The organism is Acetobacter conturbans (assembly GCF_011516755.1).
Lineage (GTDB): Bacteria > Pseudomonadota > Alphaproteobacteria > Acetobacterales > Acetobacteraceae > Acetobacter > Acetobacter conturbans.
On sequence record NZ_WOSY01000006.1, the window covers coordinates 165,746 to 185,528 of the forward strand.

General features: G+C 59.0%; 17 protein-coding genes. 6 read left to right on the top strand and 11 right to left on the bottom strand.

Annotated features, from left to right (window positions below):
* Nucleotides 1–12: 12 nt before the first annotated feature.
* Nucleotides 13–1,389 (bottom strand): MFS transporter, encoded by a 1,377-nt coding sequence (locus GOB81_RS08200; protein ID WP_173569902.1) that lies wholly within the window; start codon nucleotides 1,387–1,389, stop codon nucleotides 13–15.
* Nucleotides 1,390–1,807: 418 nt separating this feature from the next.
* Nucleotides 1,808–2,314: an acyltransferase gene (locus GOB81_RS17880; RefSeq protein ID WP_173569903.1), complete on the bottom strand. Its 507-nt coding sequence runs from the start codon at nucleotides 2,312–2,314 to the stop codon at nucleotides 1,808–1,810.
* Nucleotides 2,315–2,940: 626 nt separating this feature from the next.
* Here GOB81_RS17880 and GOB81_RS08210 point away from each other — a divergent pair.
* The gene (locus GOB81_RS08210; RefSeq protein WP_173569905.1) at nucleotides 2,941–3,540 is read left to right on the top strand and encodes a transglycosylase SLT domain-containing protein; all 600 of its coding nucleotides are present in this window, start codon (nucleotides 2,941–2,943) and stop codon (nucleotides 3,538–3,540) included.
* On the opposite strand, the gene GOB81_RS08215 is transcribed toward GOB81_RS08210, so the two are convergent.
* The 8 genes from GOB81_RS08215 to GOB81_RS08250 form a co-directional block, all read right to left on the bottom strand.
* Nucleotides 3,541–6,633, bottom strand: a complete 3,093-nt coding sequence (locus tag GOB81_RS08215) for an efflux RND transporter permease subunit (RefSeq protein WP_173569906.1) — start codon at nucleotides 6,631–6,633, stop codon at nucleotides 3,541–3,543. It abuts the gene before it with no gap.
* Entirely contained in the window at nucleotides 6,633–7,766 is a 1,134-nt protein-coding gene (locus GOB81_RS08220) for an efflux RND transporter periplasmic adaptor subunit (RefSeq protein WP_173569907.1), read from the bottom strand. Before GOB81_RS08220 ends, GOB81_RS08215 begins: the two co-directional genes overlap by 1 nt.
* Before the next feature lie 209 nt (nucleotides 7,767–7,975).
* A complete protein-coding gene (locus GOB81_RS08225; RefSeq protein ID WP_173569909.1) occupies nucleotides 7,976–8,953 on the bottom strand; it encodes a hypothetical protein in 978 nt (325 codons plus the stop codon).
* Nucleotides 8,954–9,136: 183 nt separating this feature from the next.
* Entirely contained in the window at nucleotides 9,137–9,931 is a 795-nt protein-coding gene (locus GOB81_RS08230) for a CHAP domain-containing protein (RefSeq protein WP_173569910.1), read from the bottom strand.
* Nucleotides 9,932–10,285: 354 nt separating this feature from the next.
* Nucleotides 10,286–11,266 (bottom strand): NAD-dependent epimerase/dehydratase family protein, encoded by a 981-nt coding sequence (locus tag GOB81_RS08235; protein WP_173569912.1) that lies wholly within the window; start codon nucleotides 11,264–11,266, stop codon nucleotides 10,286–10,288.
* Nucleotides 11,267–11,314: 48 nt separating this feature from the next.
* On the bottom strand, nucleotides 11,315–11,815 hold the full coding sequence (locus GOB81_RS08240) for a DUF192 domain-containing protein (protein ID WP_408736915.1): 501 nt from the start codon (nucleotides 11,813–11,815) through the stop codon (nucleotides 11,315–11,317).
* 128 nt (nucleotides 11,816–11,943) lie between these two features.
* Nucleotides 11,944–12,609: an MBL fold metallo-hydrolase gene (locus GOB81_RS08245; protein WP_173569916.1), complete on the bottom strand. Its 666-nt coding sequence runs from the start codon at nucleotides 12,607–12,609 to the stop codon at nucleotides 11,944–11,946.
* A 52-nt stretch (nucleotides 12,610–12,661) separates the two neighbouring features.
* Nucleotides 12,662–13,072: a baeRF12 domain-containing protein gene (locus GOB81_RS08250; RefSeq protein WP_173569917.1), complete on the bottom strand. Its 411-nt coding sequence runs from the start codon at nucleotides 13,070–13,072 to the stop codon at nucleotides 12,662–12,664.
* 172 nt (nucleotides 13,073–13,244) lie between these two features.
* Here GOB81_RS08250 and GOB81_RS08255 point away from each other — a divergent pair, with 172 nt between their 5' ends.
* The 5 genes from GOB81_RS08255 to GOB81_RS08275 all read left to right on the top strand — a co-directional run bounded on the left by GOB81_RS08255 (nucleotide 13,245) and on the right by GOB81_RS08275 (nucleotide 18,899).
* Nucleotides 13,245–14,354 carry an XdhC family protein gene (locus GOB81_RS08255; protein WP_173569918.1) on the top strand — a complete coding sequence of 370 codons (1,110 nt, stop codon included), beginning with the start codon at nucleotides 13,245–13,247 and terminating at the stop codon, nucleotides 14,352–14,354.
* Nucleotides 14,351–14,965, top strand: coding sequence for an NTP transferase domain-containing protein (locus GOB81_RS08260; protein ID WP_173569920.1), 615 nt, complete (start codon nucleotides 14,351–14,353; stop codon nucleotides 14,963–14,965). The genes GOB81_RS08255 and GOB81_RS08260 overlap by 4 nt, the downstream gene beginning before the upstream one ends.
* A gap of 134 nt (nucleotides 14,966–15,099) precedes the next feature.
* Complete coding sequence (locus GOB81_RS08265; RefSeq protein WP_173569922.1) at nucleotides 15,100–16,143, top strand: isopenicillin N synthase family dioxygenase; 1,044 nt, start codon at nucleotides 15,100–15,102, stop codon at nucleotides 16,141–16,143.
* Between the two features lie 24 nt (nucleotides 16,144–16,167).
* Entirely contained in the window at nucleotides 16,168–17,544 is a 1,377-nt protein-coding gene (locus GOB81_RS08270; protein ID WP_173569924.1) for a purine-cytosine permease family protein, read from the top strand.
* 86 nt (nucleotides 17,545–17,630) lie between these two features.
* Nucleotides 17,631–18,899, top strand: a complete 1,269-nt coding sequence (locus tag GOB81_RS08275; protein WP_173569985.1) for a cytosine deaminase — start codon at nucleotides 17,631–17,633, stop codon at nucleotides 18,897–18,899.
* 31 nt (nucleotides 18,900–18,930) lie between these two features.
* Here the strand turns inward: GOB81_RS08275 and fzlA are convergent, their stop codons facing one another.
* Nucleotides 18,931–19,599, bottom strand: a complete 669-nt coding sequence (gene fzlA / locus GOB81_RS08280; RefSeq protein ID WP_173569925.1) for an FtsZ-binding protein FzlA — start codon at nucleotides 19,597–19,599, stop codon at nucleotides 18,931–18,933.
* Nucleotides 19,600–19,783 lie beyond the last annotated feature (184 nt).

Below are 19,783 nucleotides of genomic sequence, written 5' to 3' on the forward strand. Positions count from 1 at the left end.
CGAGCGGCGACATCAGCCTTTTTTGTCGAGCAAGCGCGAGGCGCTCCATAGGGCGGCGGCGCCCGCACAGAAGGCTGCGGCGTCCAGACAGACTGCCGTTCCGGCTTCCGGCAACAGCCGCAACAGGAGAGCGGTTCCGATGCCTCCCAGTGTCTGGCCACTCTGGCGGGATACCTGCACCATGCCGCTGGCTCCCCCTTCGCGCCCGAGGGGGGCGGACAAAAGCATGGCCCGGTTGTTGGGGACCTGAAAGACGCCAAACCCGAAACCGGCCAGGCCGATGCGCCAGACGACATCAAAAGCGGTCGGATGTACGGGCAGAAAGCGTAGGGCAAGGAAGCCTGCCATGGTGCCAAGCAATCCGATGGACGAGAGGATTCCTGCTGGCATCCGGTCGGCGATACGGCGGGTGACCGACGCTGAAATTATAAGACCAAAGGCCCAGGGGGTCATCAGGAGGCCGGTTTCCGTTGCGTTCCAGCCGTAATGATCATGAAGAGTGAAGGGGGCGGAAATCATGAAGAAGTTGGAACTGATATAGCCGATGACCCCGACCAGAAAGGCAACCCTGAATTCTCCACCCCGCAGAAGATCCACGGGCATGATCGGTTGCGGTCGGTCTCTCTCCTTTCGGATCAGCCCCTGAAGTGCCGTCATGCCGAGTAACAGCATTGCGACAGCCAGCCAGAGGCCGTTCGCATGTGCTACCGAATTACCTCCCAGACCGATGGCGGTCAGCGCGATGATGCAGAGCAGCGCGCCAGCAGGATCAGGCATTTCACCGGCTCGGGGTGTTTTCGGCAGGGACGTGAGTGCCAGGGCAAGCGTCAGGGCACCGATCGGAAGGTTGATCCAGAACAGCCAAGGCCAGTGCGCGATGGCGAGAATCAGGCCGGCTATAGTCGGTCCGAGGGCCATCCCCAGCCCGACGATCAGCGTGTTGATGGCGATGCCTTTGCCGAGTTCATCCTCCGGATAGATGAAGCGGATCAGGGCCGAGACCACGCCAAGCATGGAGGCCGCCCCAAAACCCTGCGCAGCCCGCGCAAGGGTCAGAATGGGTAGGGAAGGGGCCATGGCGCAGCCAACAGAAGCCACCATGAACAGCACGATGCCGATGACACACATCCGCGCATAGCCGATCCATGCGCCTGCTGCTGCCAGAGGAAGCAGGGCGGAAAGGCTGGCAAGCTGGTAAGCGTTGACGACCCACACTGTGTCGGAAGGTGCACTGTGCAGGTCGGCGCCGATGTCAGGGAGCGCCACATTGGCAATCGCGTAATCAACCTGAGCCAGAAGAATCGCCAGACACACGGCGAACATGGCTTTTATTCGGGCCGCGCCATACAGGCCATCACTCTGCCCACGGGCAGGACTAAAGGTATTCATTATCCCCAACCTAACGGATGCACGGCCGTTTGCAGAGCCTCGGCGGTTATATGTGTGCGAGTGAAAATGACGGCCTACTCAATGTCTGCTGAAAATGGGGGAACAATCAGAAGACAGCAGTGGTTTTTATCGCTTTACACTCTTCAGCCCATCTTTGTAGCCGAGAGCCTCCCACTGGGCCTTCTGAGACAGATGCTCATTAGGAGTGTCGCCAAACCAGGAACAGGCCGTCAGTGTAAATCCACAGAGAGTGAGAAAAACGAGGCGCGTCATGGTTTCCTGATATGATCTAAATTTGGACTGCGGACAAGAATGCACCAGAAGTGACAGGGACGCGAGAGAGAATGCGAGCCCAACACTGTTTCGAACCGTTTTTGTTGGGACGCGCGAAAGACAGGTAATCCAGTGGAGCCTGACATTAGCCGGTGCTGGCCGTTTTTCCGATCATCTCATCAAGAACATTCACCTCTTCAGGTAACCGCCGCTTGATGATTCTGGCGGGCACGCCGCCCACCACGGACCAGGGGGGAACATCGGTTGTGACGACAGCTCCCGCGGCAACGATCGAATGGTCGCCTATGATCACACCATCGACGATGGAAACATTGGCCCCGATCCAGCAATCGTCGCCGACCACCACGCCTCTGGCGAAGCAGGGCTGGCTTTTCATTGTTTCCGTCGGCTTCGTTCCATGATTGAAACCGAAAATACTGACATTGTTTGCGATCATCGTGTCGCTGCCTATCCGGATGGGACCAGCGACGTGACAGTTTGTGCCTATGCCGCTGTTTCGGCCAATTTCCACAGTCCCCCGGATGATACATCCGCCGCTGATATAGCTCTTGTCTCCGAGTGAGATACGGGTCGTGTAGACATGCGATGTTGGCGAGACATAACAGTCTTCTCCAAAGGAAGCTCCTGCCATTGTCCTCAGCACGCTTTGATAGGCAGGCTGGATCAGTTTTTGGATTTTTGTTTGTTTATCAAAATATTCCCATGACAGGTAAGTCTGTCTAAATATTCTTTGCCTGATCTTGAAAGCAAATCTGAATATCATACATTACACTCCAGATTCCATGGGACGAGTTTCAAGCTCGGCATTGTCTTTCCGTGAAGGAGAGTTGGAAATACAGTATTTTTTCTGATCAAAGAAGAAGAATGTTGATTTTAGAGTATTTTAATAGTCGCATTACGTAACATTTTCCGATAAAAATATATTAGAAAATCTTTTTTGAGAATAAATCTTTTTATTTTTGGTGTATTTTGCAGATCTTTGCAGGAATATGTTTTTGTATTGAATATATGGTTAAGTGTTTCGGGTTTAATTATTTGTTTTTAATTTCCGAACAAGATCTATAACTGTATATTTTCACTATAATACTTATGAAGTGTAATCGTATAAAACAGCCGTTGAATGCAAGGAAAGTGAACCCTTTAGTGTCAGTTCATTGATGAGCGCCATTTGATTTTAATGAAAAGCTAAAGAGTACAGCTTATGGCTTCCATATGAACCTCTTTTTACAATGTCTCGTGAGTGCCTGTCTCGTCCTGATGACGTGGTCGTCCGCAAAGGCCGCTCCGACCCCGACCCTGTCGTGTGAACAGGCCGCGACCATTGTGGAACGTAGTCTGGACATCCCGGCCGGGCTCCTTGCCGCAATCGCCAGAGTGGAAAGTAACAATCATCCGCTGGCGGTTAACGTGAACGGCGTTGCCGTGCCGTTTTCCAGGCAGGAGCTCGCTGTCGATGCCGTGCAGACCATGCTCAAATCGGGGGCATTCGGTCCCCGTCCCCATGTCGATGTCGGATGCTTTCAGGTCAATCTTGGGTGGCATTCAACCGCCTTCGCATCTGTTGAAGACAGTTTCGATCCGCTCAGTAACGGTCTGGCAGCTGGATTTTTTCTTCGGCAGCTTCATGGCGCAAAAGGAAACTGGCGCGATGCCGTGGCGCGTTATCATGCCGCTTCGCGTGAAGGCGACAGGTATGCCACGCATGTGTTCCACAAACTCGAAGGCGGTTCGGGCAGTGAACCGGCTGGCGTCGTACGGGCTGAAAGCGTCTCGCCTGCGGCTGGTAATGGGAGGGACTGGGTGAAAACGGCGTCCGGTTATGGAATCACGGTTTTTGAACCTGTGGCGAAACCCTGATCAAATGTCGGCGGTGTGGACCTTCTTCGTAGGGCGAGGGCGCATGACGCGGCGGTAAAGCGTCGGCAGCACCAGCAACGTAAGCGCCGTAGAAGACACAAGGCCGCCGATTACCACACTGGCCAGAGGCCGCTCGACCTCCGCACCTGAGCTTTGCGAAAACGCCATAGGAAAGAACCCGAGGCTGGCGACAAGAGCCGTCGCCATGACGGGCCTGAAGCGTGACTCAGCAGCCCGGGCGACGGCGTCAGTCAAGGGGACGCCCTTGTTTTCCAGCGCGCGAATGGCACTTACCAGCACGACGCCGTTCAGGATGGCCACACCGAAGAGGGCGATGAATCCGATCCCCGCCGAGATGCTGAATGGCAGTCCCCTCAGCGTCAGCATCAGAATACCGCCGGTCGCGGCCAGTGGAAGATTGAGAAAGACCAGCAGGGCAGGGCGGACCGCACCAAAAGCCGCGAACAGCAGGGCGAAAATCAGAATCAGCGCGAGAGGCAGGACAATCGCCAGCCGTCTGGAGGCGGATTCGAGGTTTCTGAACTGACCGTCCCATCTCATCGTGTAATCCGGTGGCAGATGCACTTCCCGTTTCACGCGTTGCTGGGCGTCCGCCACATAGGATGCGAGATCGCGTCCCCTTACATTCGCCTGCACCACCAGCCGCCGCTTGACCCTGTCACGGCTGATCCGGGTTGGCCCTGAAATCTCTCCGATGTGGGTGACTTCCGAAAGCTGTACGCTTCCGTCGCCATCGCTGCGGAGAATGCGGAGAAGCGCAATCTGTTCGGGTGTCGCGGTATGGGCTGCATCCAGACGCACCTGCGTGTTGATCATGGCATTCCCCATAACGACCGGGCGACCGATATGCCCCCCGATCGCCTCCACCGTATCGAGAATATCCTGCTCCCGAACGTTACGGCTCAGCGCCTTGTCCCTGTCGATGTCCACGACCAGCAACGGCACATCGCCACCACCGCTGACAGAGACGTCGGCGGCTCCGGGCACGTCCGACATGACGGCGACAGTACGGGCTCCGAGGCGTGCGAGCATGTCCAGATCGTCACCATAAATCGACACGGCGATCTGTGTGCGAACACCTGCGAGCAGATCATCCATGCGCATCTGGACCGGCTGACTCCAGGAATAAAGTGCATCCGGCAGATCCCGTTCCAACGCGGCGTTCATCGCTTTTACGAGGTCGGCCTGCGTGCTGGCGGTCTTCCATGTTGAAGGATCGTTCAGGATAACGAACGAGTCGGATTCATTGGTGCCCATCGGATCGGTGGGGATGGCGGCCGTTCCTGTGTTGGTCACAATGGCTCTGACTTCGGGAAAACCTTTTAGAATCTGCTCCTGCCGCGTGACGGACGCCAGCACCGTGTCGAGAGAGGCTGAGGGCAGACGCGTGGCCGTCACCGTCAGCGCCCCTTCCTGTAATTGCGGAATGAATTCGCCGCCAAGCCGCATGGCGAAGAAGACTGAGATGGCAAACAGGACGATTGTGCTGGCGAACAGAGTGCGTGAGTGCGTTTCTCCCCATGCCGCCACACGCCGGTAGGGCGTTCGGAACAGGGCGATCAGCCGCGTATCGCCGTGGGGTTTGATTTTACCGAGCCACAGGGCGGCAAGGACGGGCACGCAAAGGAAGCAGTAGAGAAGCGATGCCAGCAGCCCCATGATCACGGTCTGAGCCATGGGACGGAACATCTTGCCTTCGATCCCCTGAAGGGTCAGCACCGGCAGATAAACCATGATGATGACGACGATGGCGAAGCAGACCGGTCGCATCACTTCGCGCACACCGGACAGCACCAGTTCCCCGAACGGCGTCTCCGCATCCTCTTCCCGCAACGAAAGGATATGCTCGACCACGACAAGCGACCCGTCGACGATCATGCCGAAGTCGATTGCCCCAAGACTGAGCAGGTTGGCGGAAATTCCGAAGAAGCGCATTCCCGCCATCGCGCAGAGAAGGGACGCCGGAATAACGGAGGCGATGACCGCCGCCGCCCGCCAGCTCCCGATCACGATGCCCAGCACGACCAGAACCAGCACCGCGCCCAGCGCGAGATTTTCCCTGACCGTGGCGATCGTCTCGTCCGTCAGGGTGGACCGCACGTAATAAGGTGCAAGCGTCACGCCGGGCGGCAGGGTATGGCGGATTGAGGGAAGAGCCTGGTTGATCGCCGCCAGTGTGGTGTCGGAACTCGCTCCCTTTTCCATCATGACCGTGCCGGTGACGGTTTCTCCGCGCCCGTCGCGGGTGACGGCCCCAAGCCGGGTGCGGGGGCCAGCCGATATCTGGCCAAGATCTTTCAGGCGCAGGATGGACCCGTCCGGGTTGCTGCGGACTGGCAGGTCGGCAAAATCCCTGAGATCGTGGATCAGCCCGCGTCCGACCACGATCTGCTGTTCAGCGTGGTGAGTGATCCAGCCACCACCGGATGAGGCGTTGTTGCCGTCCACCGCGCGATAGACCTCGCTGACGGAAATGCCGCTCGCCACCAGTTTTCGCTCGTCGAGCGTGACCAGAAAGGTTTCTTCCGCGCCTCCGCTGACGTTCACTTCCACAACGCCCGGCACCATCCGCAACTGCGGGGCCACGGTCCATGTGAGGAGGCGGTTCAACTCCATCAGCGAGTGGCCCCGACCGGCGATTTCCAGCTGCATGATCTCGCCCATGCCGGTGGTCAGCGGACCCATGTTGATCTTGAGGCCGGGAACCGAAATCTCGTCCCGGACCTGCTGGATACGCTCGCTGACGCGTGCCCGGTCGAGATTGATGTCCGTGGCATCGTCAAACTGGACGTAGACGACCGACACACCACTGCGAGAAACTGAACGCAGATCCGTCATACCGGGGATGCCGGTCATGCTGGCTTCGACGGGTAGGGTGATGAGTTTTTCAACTTCCTCGGTCGCAAGACCGGGAGCGACCGCCGTTATCAGAACCTGCTGGGGAGAGATGTCAGGCACGGCCTCGACGGGGAGGCCACGTACAAGGCCCAGACACCCCAGCAGCAGCAGACACAGGCAGCCCAGAACCAGAGCGGGATTACGTTGGAGAGCGCCGAAAAACCCGTCACGCATCAGTCGTCGTCACTCATTCCAGCCAGCAGGATGATGGATTTGAGGGTGAAAGTGCCATGAGTGATGACGCTTTCCCCGCCCTTCAGTCCGGAAGAGAGAACGGTTTCAGATCCATTGTCCAAAGCGACCGTTACCGGGACCGGACGATAGGATTCCACTTCCTGCTGAACAAAGACGATGTGCTGGCCATTGATGGACACGACTGCCTCCGACGGCACCACAATGCCCTGAGCCGCCTCCTGCGTTTCCAGGGTGGCATCCAGAACGGACCCCGGGATCAGCCGTCCATCAGGATTGGCGATGTGGCTGATGACCCGCACGAGGCCGGTCCGGGGATCGGCCTCCCCATTGATGCTGTCGATGCGGGATCGGAGCTGTGTTTTGCCCAGCATGGTCATCTGCGGGTTGCCGATCCGCAAGTTTGCGGCGGCGTCCGGAGAGACGTCGGACACCAGCCAGACAGAGGAGAGATCAGCGACAGTGGCGACATCCAGTGCCGGGAAAATGTCCGAAGCGACGGCTGTATCGACACGCTCCACCATGCCGTTGACGGGGGCGACGAGACTTGAGATTTCATCGCCTGTGATCTCTTCCGAGACGGAACGAAATTCCTGCTCGAACCTGTGGCGGAGTGTTGAGACATCCGTCTGGCGAGCCCGGAGATTAGCCTCGGCCTCGGCAAGAACGGCGGCACGACGGTGGACTTCTCCCGCTGACAGAGACTGTCCTGCGAGTTGCCGTCCGCGGCTATAGGAAGCCTGTGCCTCGGCGACTGCGGCCTGTGCAGCTTCAAGGGCTGCTTTCAGTTCAGCCTTTTGCTGATAAGCGACATGCAGGCTGTGGTCCTGATAGCGCACCAGCACATCGCCCTCGCGCACCCGCATACCCGGCCGTGCCGGAACGTCCAGCACTTTGCCGCTGCCCGCCGGATGAATGTGAACGACCCTTGTTTCGTTCGGCATCACGCGGGTGACCACCTGCAGCACCGCTTTCAGAGTGCCCTGTCGCGCAATGGTGGTGGAGAGCCCCGCATTGTCGGCGGCCGTGTGGGACAGGTGGATGGGGGCCGCGGAAATTGGCTGATCTTCCGCCATCGCGAGGCCAGTTCCACAACCAGTAAGGATCAGCGCCATGAAGGCCACTCTCCGCGGACGGAGAGGCTGTGGGCATATCACCGCGCTTTTTCCCCTCGGGCGCGAAAGCGCACAAAGGGAAGGCTGCGCTTTCGGGGGAATACTTTGTCACAATGCCACTTCATATGACAGGCGTCCTGACTTAGGAGCCTGAACATGTCCAGTGAAAGTTTGAGATTACAGCGATAATCCCGGAGGCGGCGTGCGTGTCAGCAGCAATGGCGTGGACGGTAACTGCCCAGACGATCGACTACAGCGAGTTGCACCGTCTGACGTGTTTCGTCGACCGAAGTGAAGACATGGGTGCGCGCGCGTCTTTCGATTTCCACCCCGTCTTCATGGTGGGTGGTGCCGGATGTATCGGTTTCGCGAATGAGGTCTCGCACCGTCATCCCGGAATGGACTGCAAAACGGGCGACGCGGAAAGCAAGGCTGTTCACCACTGTCTCACCTTCAAGACGACCGAAGGCGCTTCTGTTGGAGAGCAGGCGCTTCCGGGCGTCATGGTACAGCGAGAAAACATGGCGTTCGCAACTGGCATGGAAATAACGCTGATGCCACAGCCGGGCCTGTTCATGCTCAGCCTGTGCAAGGCATGCATCGCGGGCGTCCTCCCGGTCTCCGTTCTGGCAGAGCATCGCGGCTCGCCCTGCCAGCCATGCACCGGCAAAATCGGGGTAGGCGCCATGGTTCCATTCCGGAACGCCCGTCTCGGGGAGGATGCCGCGCCGAAAGCGCCGCTGGCCATCAACGCCGAAAAGCATCGACGGCATTTCGCCCGAAGCATCTTTCCCCACCACCAGAACGTCCTGCGTGCTGCCGGGATGAATGTGTCTCTGGGTGGTGAACACGTCATAGAGAGTGTCGTCATCCACTGCGCGTTCCAGATGGCTTCTCACATATCCCAGAAAACGGGGTGCCGGCATTTCCAGAATACTGCGCGGGCAGAAATCGAAACTCCACCAGCGCGACATCTTCACTAGATTGTAGGCGAGGGCGTCCCGCAGAAGGAGCAGGGAGTCCGGTCTTTTGCCATGTTCGGATAGAAACTGGACATCCCGGAATCTGGCGACAAGCCGATTGATCTGGCCGATAAAAGGCTGGCTCAGGTCGAGAAAAGACAGCAGATCCTCAGGGCGCGACCGTTCGAGGTGCCATTCGGCGGTGAATTCCGTTGCAGTGTTCATGGGGGACAGACCTTTTTTCACGTGCAGGCTTGTGGCTACGCTATTGCAAATGAGAATTGGTCGCAACATTTTTCAGGTGACTTTCCAGTCATCCTGCGTCGGGTGAGGGGCAGCATTCAGGCAATAAAAAAGGGGAGAAGCCTTCTGGCCTCTCCCCTTGTCTGAAACTGCATGGATTTTCCGTTAGCGCTGCTTGTGCCGCACGGTATGTCGAGAATGACGGAAAAGCGGATGAGCGGCCCGGCGTGGAGCGCGGTATTGCTCCTCGATCGTGCCGACATTTTCGGATGCTTCAGCGACTTCCGATGCGCCGCCATCAGCAGAAACCGTCATGCGCTCGGCGGAGGCAGTCATGACTGGCGCAGCGCCTTCGCTGCGGGGATAGATGAAGCCGAAGGTCGGATAGATGGAGCCGAAAGAGCCGCGACGGCCATTGAGTTCGACCCGGACGGCGGACCAGTCATTGTCAGGGGAGACATCGACCACGCGGACGTTGCGGCTGATGCCGTTCTGTCCCCAGTGAGACTGATCGATTGTGATTACACGGCTGTTGACTGTGCCGGTCACGACAGCGACGTGTCCAAGCGGCATACGGCGGATCGGACGGAAATTGAGGACGCTGCCTGATTCCGGTGCCGAGCCACGGGCATAACGGCCAGCGGCGTTATACCACCAATCGCGTGCATTGCCGGGAATAACGACTTCGGATTCAGCTTTTGCGAAGGCAACACACTGAATCACATGGGCGCCGGAATAGCTGCGATGCCCCCACTGCGTGTAGTGGGCTGGCATGAAGTAACCGTGATGACCGTGGCTCACCGCATTGAATGACATGCTGTGCAGGTGGGTGCGACTGACCTTGTGGCCAGTGTGCCGGACACGTGCTTCACCAGTTGAGGGGTGCATTGCATTTGCTGCGGTAACGGTGAGGGTCGCCAGAAGAAGGCGACGGAAGCCAGACGTCCGCAGCAGATCCATTGTTTACAGCCCTGTGTTTTGCTCTCCTAGGTTGGGTAGCAAGGTGCCTTCGACCCTGGCAAGAGGGCCATCCAGACTTAATTGCCGGAAAAGTGAGATCGCACCAAAGTGAGGGATAAAAAGGCCCTATTTAGGATATTGATCCTATAAATCATGAAAAAAAATCAACTATTGCCACATTAAAGGCTTATTTTGATCCTCGGCGCGTGACGCAGCATAAGCTGACTCTAGAGGAGCAAAATGATGTGCGACTGCACTGATTTATTTCGAAAACGTTATGAGGACTCGGGAGAGTTGTGAGAGAGGCGACAGTCTCGATTCGCATCGAAACAGTCTGACCCCTTCAGGGGCGCCTCACTTCGCGGAGACACGTGCCTCGTAATCCTGGAACCAGCGGGCGAAACTCTCCAGCCCTGCTGGCAGATCCGTCGTGGGAGCCCAGTCGATCAGCCGTTGCACTTTGTCGATGGAGGCCCACGTATATTCAACGTCTGCCTGCGGCCGTTTCGTCAGACGAATATGGGCCTTTTTGCCCAGCAGCGTTTCCAGAAGCGCGACCATTCGCGAGACGGGTTCCGGTGTGTTGTTGCCGATATTGATGAGACGGCTTTCACCTGAAGGAGGCACATCCATGATTTTGCAGATGGCGTCGACAACATCCGTGACGAAGGTGAAGTCCCGCGAGAGGGCGTTTCCTTCGTATAACGTGACAGGCTCATCCCGCAGAATGGCCCGGGCAAACTTGTAATAGGCCATGTCAGGTCGTCCCCACGGTCCGTAGACGGTGAAGAAACGGAGTCCGGTCAGCGGGAGGCCATAGAGGTGGTGATAGCAGTCGGCAGCCAGTTCCCCCGTGCGTTTAGAGACGGCGTAGAACGATCCCGGTTGGTCCACACGGTCCGTCTCTCTGAAGGGAAGCGCGCTATTGCGTCCATAAACGGAAGAGGATGACGCGTAGACCATGTGGCGCAGGGCAGGCAGGCGACGGGCAAGTTCCAGAAGCGCCACCTGTCCGCGCACATTCGCATCGGCAAAGGTTAAGGGCACTTCCATCGAATGCCGGACACCAGCCTGTGCCGCGAAGTGCAGAATTTCGGTGATATCTTTCTGGTCATGCGCTGGAATGCACGACGGGAGATCGTCTTTCGCGATGTCGAGACGGCGAAAGGAAAAATCCGGAAACGCTTCCAATCTGGCCCGACGCGCGGCCTTGAGCGCGGGATCGTAATAATCGTTCAGGCAGTCGATGCCGATCACGCGGATTCCTGCGCCCAGCAGGCGTTCACACACACTGAACCCAATGAATCCAGCGGCGCCCGTCACCAGAACCGTCACGCGTGATCTCCGCTTTTTGCAACCGAAACTGACGGAAACAGCATCCCGTCAGTGCGTCTTCGTGGTGGTCGATGCGAGGGTGGCAGGCTTCTGGTTTCTGGAAGCCAGAGAGGCGGAGTCTACACGATCACCCACACAGATGCCGAGTTTCGCCGTGAGGCCGCCCTGAAGCTCAAGTGTCGCAAGCGCGGGACCATGGCTGCTGATGCGTGCCAGACTCTGCGGCACGGCGTTTTCTTCTATCGACTGGATGCGATCATCGGCGTCAATGAACACGATATCCAGCGGCACCAGGGTGTTTTCCATCCACATGTCGCTCTGCTGGGGAGCGTTCCAGATGAAGATCATGCCCTGATCGGCGGGCAGGCTGGTACGGAACATCTCACCGACCTGCTGCTGACGTGGGGTCGTGGCTTTTTCCACGGTGAACTCATGCTTGCCATTGGCTGACTGGATGGTCAGCTTTTCCTGCGGCAGTGTCGGCTGGGCGGCTGCCGGTTCGCCGGCAAATTCCTCCGCAAAGGCGGGAAGGGCAATCGTGGCTGTCAGCGCGCTGGAGGCAAGGACAAGGGACAGGAAAAATTTGCCGATCGTCTGACGGGTCACGTGACATGCGCCTCTGCTGGTCGTTCCGGGGAACGGTGCGTGGATGATAAAAGATGATGGAAAATGAACGATTACTGAAGGAACTGGTTCGTCGCCCGTTCGATGCCGATCTTCGTGGGAGCGCCATGCCCCGGCACGACCACCACGTCGTCACCAAGGGGAAGCAGTTTCTCCCGGATGGCCGTGATCAGTTCCCGGCTGTCGCCATAGGAGAAGTCCGTCCGACCGATGGTCCCGCGAAACAGGGTGTCGCCCGCGAATACGATCTGGTCTTTCGCATCATAGAACACGACATGGCCGGGGGTGTGTCCCGGCACATGCAGGACTTTATAGCTGCGACCCAGCAGGTCGAACGTTTCACCATCGGTGGTGAAGCGGTCAGGGCTGACACTGTGCAGTCCGGTCAGGCCGAAATGCTGCGCCTGTTCCTCGATCGACTGGAGGAGAAACTCGTCCCTGATCGTCGGGCCGATGATCTCGGGGGGCTTCTCCTGCGTTTCCGACAGGAGAGTCCTGAGTTCCGCCGCACCGCCCGCATGGTCGAGATGACCGTGGGTGAGCAGCAGGGCGGAGACAGTCAGCCCTTCCTCGCCCACACGGGCGTGAAGGGCTGCGGCATCGCCACCCGGATCGACGATGAACGCCTGACGTGTCGCGGGATCCCAGACCAAGGAGCAATTCTGATGAAACGGCGTGACAGGGAACCGTTCTGTGGTCAGACGTCCTGTATCGTTCATCGGAAAGATTCTCCTGATCGGGGATCTCATGGCCTGGGAGAGGAGTTAGGCCTCAGGCCGTCTTCCAGCCCGTCTCCGGAATGTCGAAGTGAGAGGCGAGCTCAGCCGTCGGGATGTTGATCAGATCCTTGTCGATGGACTTGATCAGCTTCGCCTGTGCGGCCTTCGTCAGGTGCTCGCGGATCACGTGCAGCACCTTCGCGGGTGCGGCCAGAACGAAACCGTCCGGCTGGTTGCTGCCCTGAAACTGTCCGTCGATCCACTGGGCGACGTGCTTGCCGAACTCTTCCTTGTGGTGGTCGGAGACCGAGAAGTCACCGCGGCCATTGTCGGAGGAACCGGCGATCTCCGCTGCGGCGAAATGGGAGGCTTCCTGAATGTGGCCGTCCTTGTGATGCAGGATACGGGCCTTGCCGCCGTCGGCGACGATGTAGATGACTTTTCCGTCGAGGCTGTTCGGCATCGGAGATGCTCCATTCTGGCACGTTGTTGTCCGAAATAGCGTAGCAAAAACCGGATTCGGACCTGAAGACGGAGATAGAGACCCGATTGATGCCGGGAGCAACCCCCCAATGCGTCAGGCAGGATGATGTGGGCGTAGTGAATATATGTGCCCGACGCTATATACTGCGGAAATGTCCTGTGTCTCATCTCCTTCGACGGCTCTGTGCCCTTTTACGATCGCGCGCGACTGGCTGTCAGACGGGGATGCCGTCGCCTTCGCCACTGTCGTGGGGACGGGTGGCCGTTCCCCGCGTCCCCTCGGCAGCATCATGGTCATGGGACGGACCGGGCGCGTTGAAGGGTCGGTGAGTGGGGGGTGCGTGGAGGCGGATGTGATGTCGGCTGCGTCAGAGATCATGGCTGGGGGGCCCCCACGTCTGCTGAGCTACGGCGGGGACGAGATCGGTCTGTGGTCCGTGGGGCTGGCATGCGGCGGGCGGATCGATGTGTTTGTGGAAGCCGTCCGCTCTTCGCAGTCTGGCGCGGGCACGTTTCCTGCACGCTTCCTGTCACGTATCGGCGCAAGCCGAAGCGCAGGCGAGAGGATCGTTCTCGGCTATGCGCTCGATGGTTCTTCCCATGCGCTGGTGTCGGCCAAAACTCCCTTCCTCTCGGAGGGGAAAGTGGTTCCCGCCGCGATCAGGGCAGTGATGACGGAGCAATACGTCAAGGAAAAGGACGGCGCGGCATCGCCCGGAGTGACACCCGGATGGTTCGTGCAGACCCTACTACCGCCGCCGCGCCTGCTGATTGTCGGAGCCGTACATATCGCTCAGGCACTGGCCGGAATGGCCGGTCGGGTGGGCTATGACGTCACGATCATCGACCCGCGCGGCAGCCTTGCGACGCCGGAGCGCTTTCCGGGGGTGCGTCTCGTGCAGGAGTGGCCCGACGAAGTGCTGGCGGACATGCGTCCCGACAGAAATACGGCCATTGTCACGCTCACCCATGACAGCAAGCTGGACGATCCCGCTCTTATGGAAGCGCTCGGAAGCCCGGCGTTTTATGTAGGAGCTCTAGGCTCGCGCAAGACGCATGCTTCCCGGCTGGAACGTCTGCGGGAAGCCGGTGTGGAAGAGGCGGCTCTGCGCCGGATCAGGGGGCCTGTCGGTCTGCCGATAGGCTCGCTGGACGTGGAAGAAATCGCCGTATCCATCATGGCCGAAATCGTAGCGGTTCGGCGTGGTTCACCGCTGGCAGACGAGGTGGCATGGTGGTCGCCACGACAGGATGAACCGTGAAGAGTGCGGTCGTCGCCCTGGTGCTGGCGGCCGGTCGTTCCACTCGTTCCGGGCCACAGCACAAGCTGCTGGCCAGAGATGGAGCAGGGCGGACGATGATCGCCCGCACACTGGCTTCGGTGGCAGCGAGCAGAGTGACGACAGCATGCGTCGTGCTGGCACCCGAGCGGGAGGACGTGGCCCGCGCCGTGCGTGAAGCCGTGCTGCCGATGGAAAAACCCTTCACCACAATTGTATCGCCAGATGCTCATCTGGGTCTTTCGACGTCTCTGCGTGCAGGCATTGCATGGGCAGCGACACAGAACGCCTCAGGAGCCCTGATATGTCTTGGTGACATGCCTCTTGTCAGTTCCGAGATTCTCGATGCGCTGATCGCCCGTTTCAAGCATGGGGATGTGGATGTCGTTCTGCCGGAGTGGGAAGGGCAGATTGGCAATCCCGTCCTGTGGGGCGCGTGCTGCTTCGACAGGCTGGGGGAGATTTCCGGCGACCGGGGCGGCAAAATGTTGCTGGCAGATCCGGGTCTGAGGAAAGCGACCGTTCAGGCGGACCTCTCGGTTCTGGCCGATTTCGATACACCGGAAGCGCTGGAGCGTTTCGCCATTTCCTAAGACCGGTTCTGCCATCCTCAAGAAACTAATTGCAGAATAGAAATGAATATCGTTAGGTGACACCACATCGTGCGGGCCGTACGTCAGCAAACGGCGCGTGAGGCATCTTGATCGGGTGTGAGGCGTATTGCGTTATGGCTGTTGTGCAAACGGGCAACGGTTTTCGGAAAACAGGGGAGGGTGGGCTGAACGTTCAGCGTACAGCCTTCACCGAAATCCCGATGATCGACCTTGCGGGGATGATGTCGCGTGATGCGGCAGTCCGACGCGAAGTGGGTGAGGCCGTGCGTCGGGCCTGCACGGAGGTCGGATTTTTCTACGTCTGCCATCATGGTGTCGATCCGCAGAGTCTTGCCCGCTGTTACGCCGTGAGCAAAGCATTCTTCATGCTGTCAGAAGCGGAAAAATGTGAAATTCACATCAGAAATTCAGAAAACCACCGTGGATACGGCCCGCTGCTTGAAGAGAACACCAACCCGGATTCACAGGGTGATCTTCACGAGGCGTTCGATCTCGCTGGCGATATTCCACAGACCGATCCCGATGTTCTCGCCGGAAAACGACTGTACGGCCCGAACCTCTGGCCGCGTCACCCAGCGGGCTTCAGGGATGCTGTCCTGGAATGTCGCTCGGCGCTGGTTGGTCTTGGGCACACGATCTTTCGGGCTTTCGCACTCGCGCTGGGGCTCGAAGAGGATTATTTCCAGCCTCTCGTAGAAAAGCCCTGCGCTCATATGCGCATTCTGCGTTATCCGCCGCAGAAAGGTGTCATCAACGAGAAGCAGATCGGGATCGGTGCGCATTCGGATTACGAGTGCTTCACCATTCTGCATCAGAACGGCGAGTCCGCGCTGCAGGTTCTCAATGCCGCAGGCACATGGATCGAGGCGCCACCCATTCCGGGCACCTTCGTCATCAATGTCGGGGACATGATGGCCCGGTGGACCAATGACCTCTTCTGTTCGACGCTGCATCGGGTGATCAACCGTTCGGGCAAAGAGCGTTATTCCATCCCGCTCTTTTTCGGACCGAATTTCGATACGATCATCAGCCCGCTTCCATCCTGTCAGGATGCGGATCATCCTCCGCTTTATCCGCCGGTGAAGGCAGGGGACTACGTGCTCTCGCGGTTCGACGAGACCTATGTTTACCGCCAGCCCACAGCCGAAACCGTCTGATCATTCCGGCAGGATATCCAGTCTATGCAGATCGAGGAAACCGGAAGCGCTTCAGTTCTTGAAAGCGTTCCACCCCATCTTCAGACAACACGAGTGGACCGGGTCTTCTGGAGCCATTTTTCGCCCAATCTCGCGCCCGCAGCGTGGGTGATCGGCGTGCTCGTGGTCGTTCTGGGTCTGCCCGGGTGGACCGGTTTCTGGGTGCTGCTGGCTGGTAATCTTCTGGGTTCGCTGCCCGTCGCCTTCTGCGCGGTCATGGGACCTAAAACCGGACTTCCGCAGATGGAAGCGTCACGGTTTTCATTCGGGCGGGTCGGGAAGAGGGTGCCGTCGCTCATCAACTGGGCCAACTGCGTGGGGTGGGACGCCGTCAACAACGTGCCATCCGCGCTCGCATTTATTCTTTTGCTGAAGATGATCGGCCTGTCCGTGCCGTTCTGGCTGGCGCTCGGCGTTCTTGCTCTGATCCAGTTGCTGGCAAGCATGGGCGGTCACGATATTGTTCAGGCCATCGAGAAATATCTCGGCTGGCTCCTGCTGGTGTCCTTCGCTACTGTCGGGCTGATGGCTGTTTTCCAGTCAGCCGGGCAGCAGGTCACTGCGGCGGCCGTGGTGCCGAAATTCGCTGACATCATGGTTGGCATCGGTGCCGTGGGCAGCTTCAACATGGCATGGGCGGCCTATGCTTCCGATTATACGCGGTATGTTCCGGCTTCGGCGCCGTCCTCGCGCATTTTCTGGCTGACCTTCAGCGGAACATTTCTCTCGTCTTTCATCATGGAACTGTTCGGACTGCTGACCGGCGCTGCAATCAGCGATCCGTCACCGGGTTCCGTGATCGCGGCGTTGCAGAACTGGTCAGGTCTGTTCGCACCTGTGGCGCTGGCCGCGGTAGCGTTTTCATCCATCGCCATCAATGCAGCCAACGATAATACGGCAGCCTATGCACTGATTTCGGGGGGCGTCCGCATCAACCGGATGTTGAGTGCCGTGGTCACGGCAGGAATGGGTTATCTGCTTGCGGTGCTCGGGGAGGGGAGGTTCGTATCCCTCTATGAAAATTACCTGCTTCTGGCGCTGTACTGGATTGCCCCTTGGTGCGGCATCGTGCTGGCCGACTGGTATTGCCGACCGGCTTCACTGCGGAGTGCCCGCCGCGAAACGCTTGCCGGCTGGACGCCTTCCGCGACCCTGTTCCTTGTCGTGACCCTTCTCACGATTGTCCTGTTTTCCTCGACGCCGCTCTACACAGGCCCGATTGCAGCACGGCTGGGTGGTGCGGATATCGGTTATTTCGTCGGGTTTTTCTCGGCGGCAGTCGGGCAGATTGCCCTGCTGCAGGCCCGGGCGCGACGTCAGACCGTGATGCCGGTGCATGGCGCGGAAAACCGCTTTTCCTAAAACATGAAATTCAGAAACAGATCTTTGCTGATGCCGGACACCAGATCTTCTCAGGCGAGGCTGAAGATCGCAGTACGGGACCGATGATGATCGACCTTCTTCTTAAAAACGCAGTCCTCCCCGATGGTCGCAATGCCGATATCGCCATTTCCGACGGACGCATCGCTGCCATTGAAGAGCATTTCGTGGGGGATGCCCGGGAAACGCTCGATATTGAGGGCTATCTGGTCTCGCCTCCGTTCGTGGATAGCCATTTCCATCTGGATACGACGCTGACGGCGGGGATGGTCCGGCATAACGCCAGCGGCACCTTGCTGGAAGGTATCCAGATCTGGAAAGAGACCAAGCCGCTTCTCACGGAAGAAGAAATCTACACCCGTGCCCGCAAACTCTGTGAGATGACCATCACGCAGGGCACGCTGGCGATCCGCTCTCATGTCGATATCAGCGACCCTGACCTGAAGGCGGTAAGGGCGCTCGTTCGCCTGCGCGAGGATCTGAAGCCGTGGATGACCATCCAGCTTGTCGCCTTTCCTCAGGATGGCTTCTTTCGGCTGGCGGGGGCGGCGGAGCAGCTTGTCCGGGCACTGGACATGGGGCTCGATCTGGTCGGTGGCATTCCGCATTACGAACGCACGACTCTTCAGGGGGGCGAATCCATCGACGCGCTATTCCGTCTCGCGGCGGATCGTAGCCTGCCGATCGACATGCACTGCGACGAGACGGACGATCCGAATTCACGCCATGTCGAAACGATGGCCGCCTGCACGGTCCGTTACGGTCTTCAGGGGCGCGTGACAGGCTCGCATCTTACGTCCATGCACTCGATGGATAATGCCTACGCCGACAAGCTCATCGGCCTGCTGGCTGAATCGGGGCTGGCCGCCGTGTCCAACCCGCTGATCAACATGACGCTCTCGGGACGCTACGATACCTATCCGAAGCGGCGTGGCCTTGCGCGTATTCCGGAACTTTTGCGCGCTGGCGTGCCGGTCGGTCTGGGGCACGATTGCGTGATGGACCCGTGGTACCGTCTGGGCAGCCACGACATGCTGGAAGTTGCCTCAATGGGGCTGCACGCGGCTCAGATGACCAGCGAGAGTGAGATGACCGCCTGCTTCAGCAGTGTCACCGACATGGCGGCGGGCATTCTGGGGCTGCCTTCTTATGGACTGGCCGTGGGCAATCCGGCCGATCTTGTCGTGCTGCAGGCCTGTTCCGTGCTGGATGCGCTCCGGCTACGTCCGGCCCGGCTTTTCGTGCTGCGGAACGGGCGCATCATTTCCCGCACCGCACCACGGCTCAGCCATCTCACCCTGTCGGGGGAGCGGACAGTGGATCTGGCGCGGATATGATCGCCAGTCCCTGCCGCGTCCTCCGGTGCGCTCAGAAATCCAGGTTGGCGTAATAGTCCGGAGGGGTCAGGCCGGGAACGCGGTCATTCAGCAGGGGGCGGAAGCAGGGGCGGGATTTTACCCGCGCATACCATTCGCGCGCGGCGGCCTGCTTGCTCCAGTCGATGTCGCCGATGAAATCGAGGCAGGACACATGGGAGGCGGCGGCGAAGTCGGCCAGCGAAAGCGTTCCTCCTGCCAGCCACATGCGCGCTTCGGCAAGCTGGCCGATATAGTCGAGGTGGGGCCGGATGTTGGCGTAGCCTTCCCGCAGGGCGGTCCCGTCCGGATTGCCGCGTCCGCTCATGCGCTTGAACACTTTTTCACCCAGCAGCTTGCGGGTGACGTCCCGGGCGAAGACGTTGTCGAACCATGCGACGAGGCGACGGACCTCGACGCGCTCCGCCAGTGTCCGGCCCAGCAGGCACGGATCGGGATAGGCTTCTTCCAGATATTCGCAGATGACCGACGAGTCCGGCACGACGAGCCCGTTGTCCTCCACCAGCACCGGCACTTCCTGCGCCGGGTTCAGGCGGGCGAATTCAGGCCGGTGCTCCCAGACCCGCTCGGTCAGCGGTTCGAAAGGAAGACGTTTTTCGCCCAGTGTCAGCCGGACTTTCCGGCAATAGGGCGACAGGGGAAAATGATGAAGGATGCGCATCTGCCCGATTTAGGCGATCCCTGATGCGTGCGCCAGTATGTCCGTGCGGGTATTCGCGCAAGTGTGTGCAGGCTGTGATGATTGTCAGCAACCTCGACAGGCGGTTTGCCCCGATGTTACCACAGGCCAGCATAACGTAACCCGGCGCAGACTGCTGTCCGGACTGTCATACAGATCAGGATGA

What these genes read in the sequence shown, in the direction of transcription:
- GOB81_RS08225 (WP_173569909.1), bottom strand. Translation starts at nt 8,953, where the DNA reads ATGAACACTGCAACGGAATTCACCGCCGAATGGCACCTCGAACGGTCG.
- GOB81_RS08275 (WP_173569985.1), top strand. Translation starts at nt 17,631, where the DNA reads ATGATCGACCTTCTTCTTAAAAACGCAGTCCTCCCCGATGGTCGCAAT.
- GOB81_RS08250 (WP_173569917.1), bottom strand. Translation starts at nt 13,072, where the DNA reads ATGCCGAACAGCCTCGACGGAAAAGTCATCTACATCGTCGCCGACGGC.
- GOB81_RS08210 (WP_173569905.1), top strand. Translation starts at nt 2,941, where the DNA reads ATGACGTGGTCGTCCGCAAAGGCCGCTCCGACCCCGACCCTGTCGTGT.
- GOB81_RS08255 (WP_173569918.1), top strand. Translation starts at nt 13,245, where the DNA reads ATGTCCTGTGTCTCATCTCCTTCGACGGCTCTGTGCCCTTTTACGATC.
- GOB81_RS08220 (WP_173569907.1), bottom strand. Translation starts at nt 7,766, where the DNA reads ATGGCGCTGATCCTTACTGGTTGTGGAACTGGCCTCGCGATGGCGGAA.
- fzlA (WP_173569925.1), bottom strand. Translation starts at nt 19,599, where the DNA reads ATGCGCATCCTTCATCATTTTCCCCTGTCGCCCTATTGCCGGAAAGTC.
- GOB81_RS08270 (WP_173569924.1), top strand. Translation starts at nt 16,168, where the DNA reads ATGCAGATCGAGGAAACCGGAAGCGCTTCAGTTCTTGAAAGCGTTCCA.
- GOB81_RS08200 (WP_173569902.1), bottom strand. Translation starts at nt 1,389, where the DNA reads ATGAATACCTTTAGTCCTGCCCGTGGGCAGAGTGATGGCCTGTATGGC.
- GOB81_RS08215 (WP_173569906.1), bottom strand. Translation starts at nt 6,633, where the DNA reads ATGCGTGACGGGTTTTTCGGCGCTCTCCAACGTAATCCCGCTCTGGTT.
- GOB81_RS08230 (WP_173569910.1), bottom strand. Translation starts at nt 9,931, where the DNA reads ATGGATCTGCTGCGGACGTCTGGCTTCCGTCGCCTTCTTCTGGCGACC.
- GOB81_RS08265 (WP_173569922.1), top strand. Translation starts at nt 15,100, where the DNA reads ATGGCTGTTGTGCAAACGGGCAACGGTTTTCGGAAAACAGGGGAGGGT.
- GOB81_RS17880 (WP_173569903.1), bottom strand. Translation starts at nt 2,314, where the DNA reads ATGGCAGGAGCTTCCTTTGGAGAAGACTGTTATGTCTCGCCAACATCG.
- GOB81_RS08245 (WP_173569916.1), bottom strand. Translation starts at nt 12,609, where the DNA reads ATGAACGATACAGGACGTCTGACCACAGAACGGTTCCCTGTCACGCCG.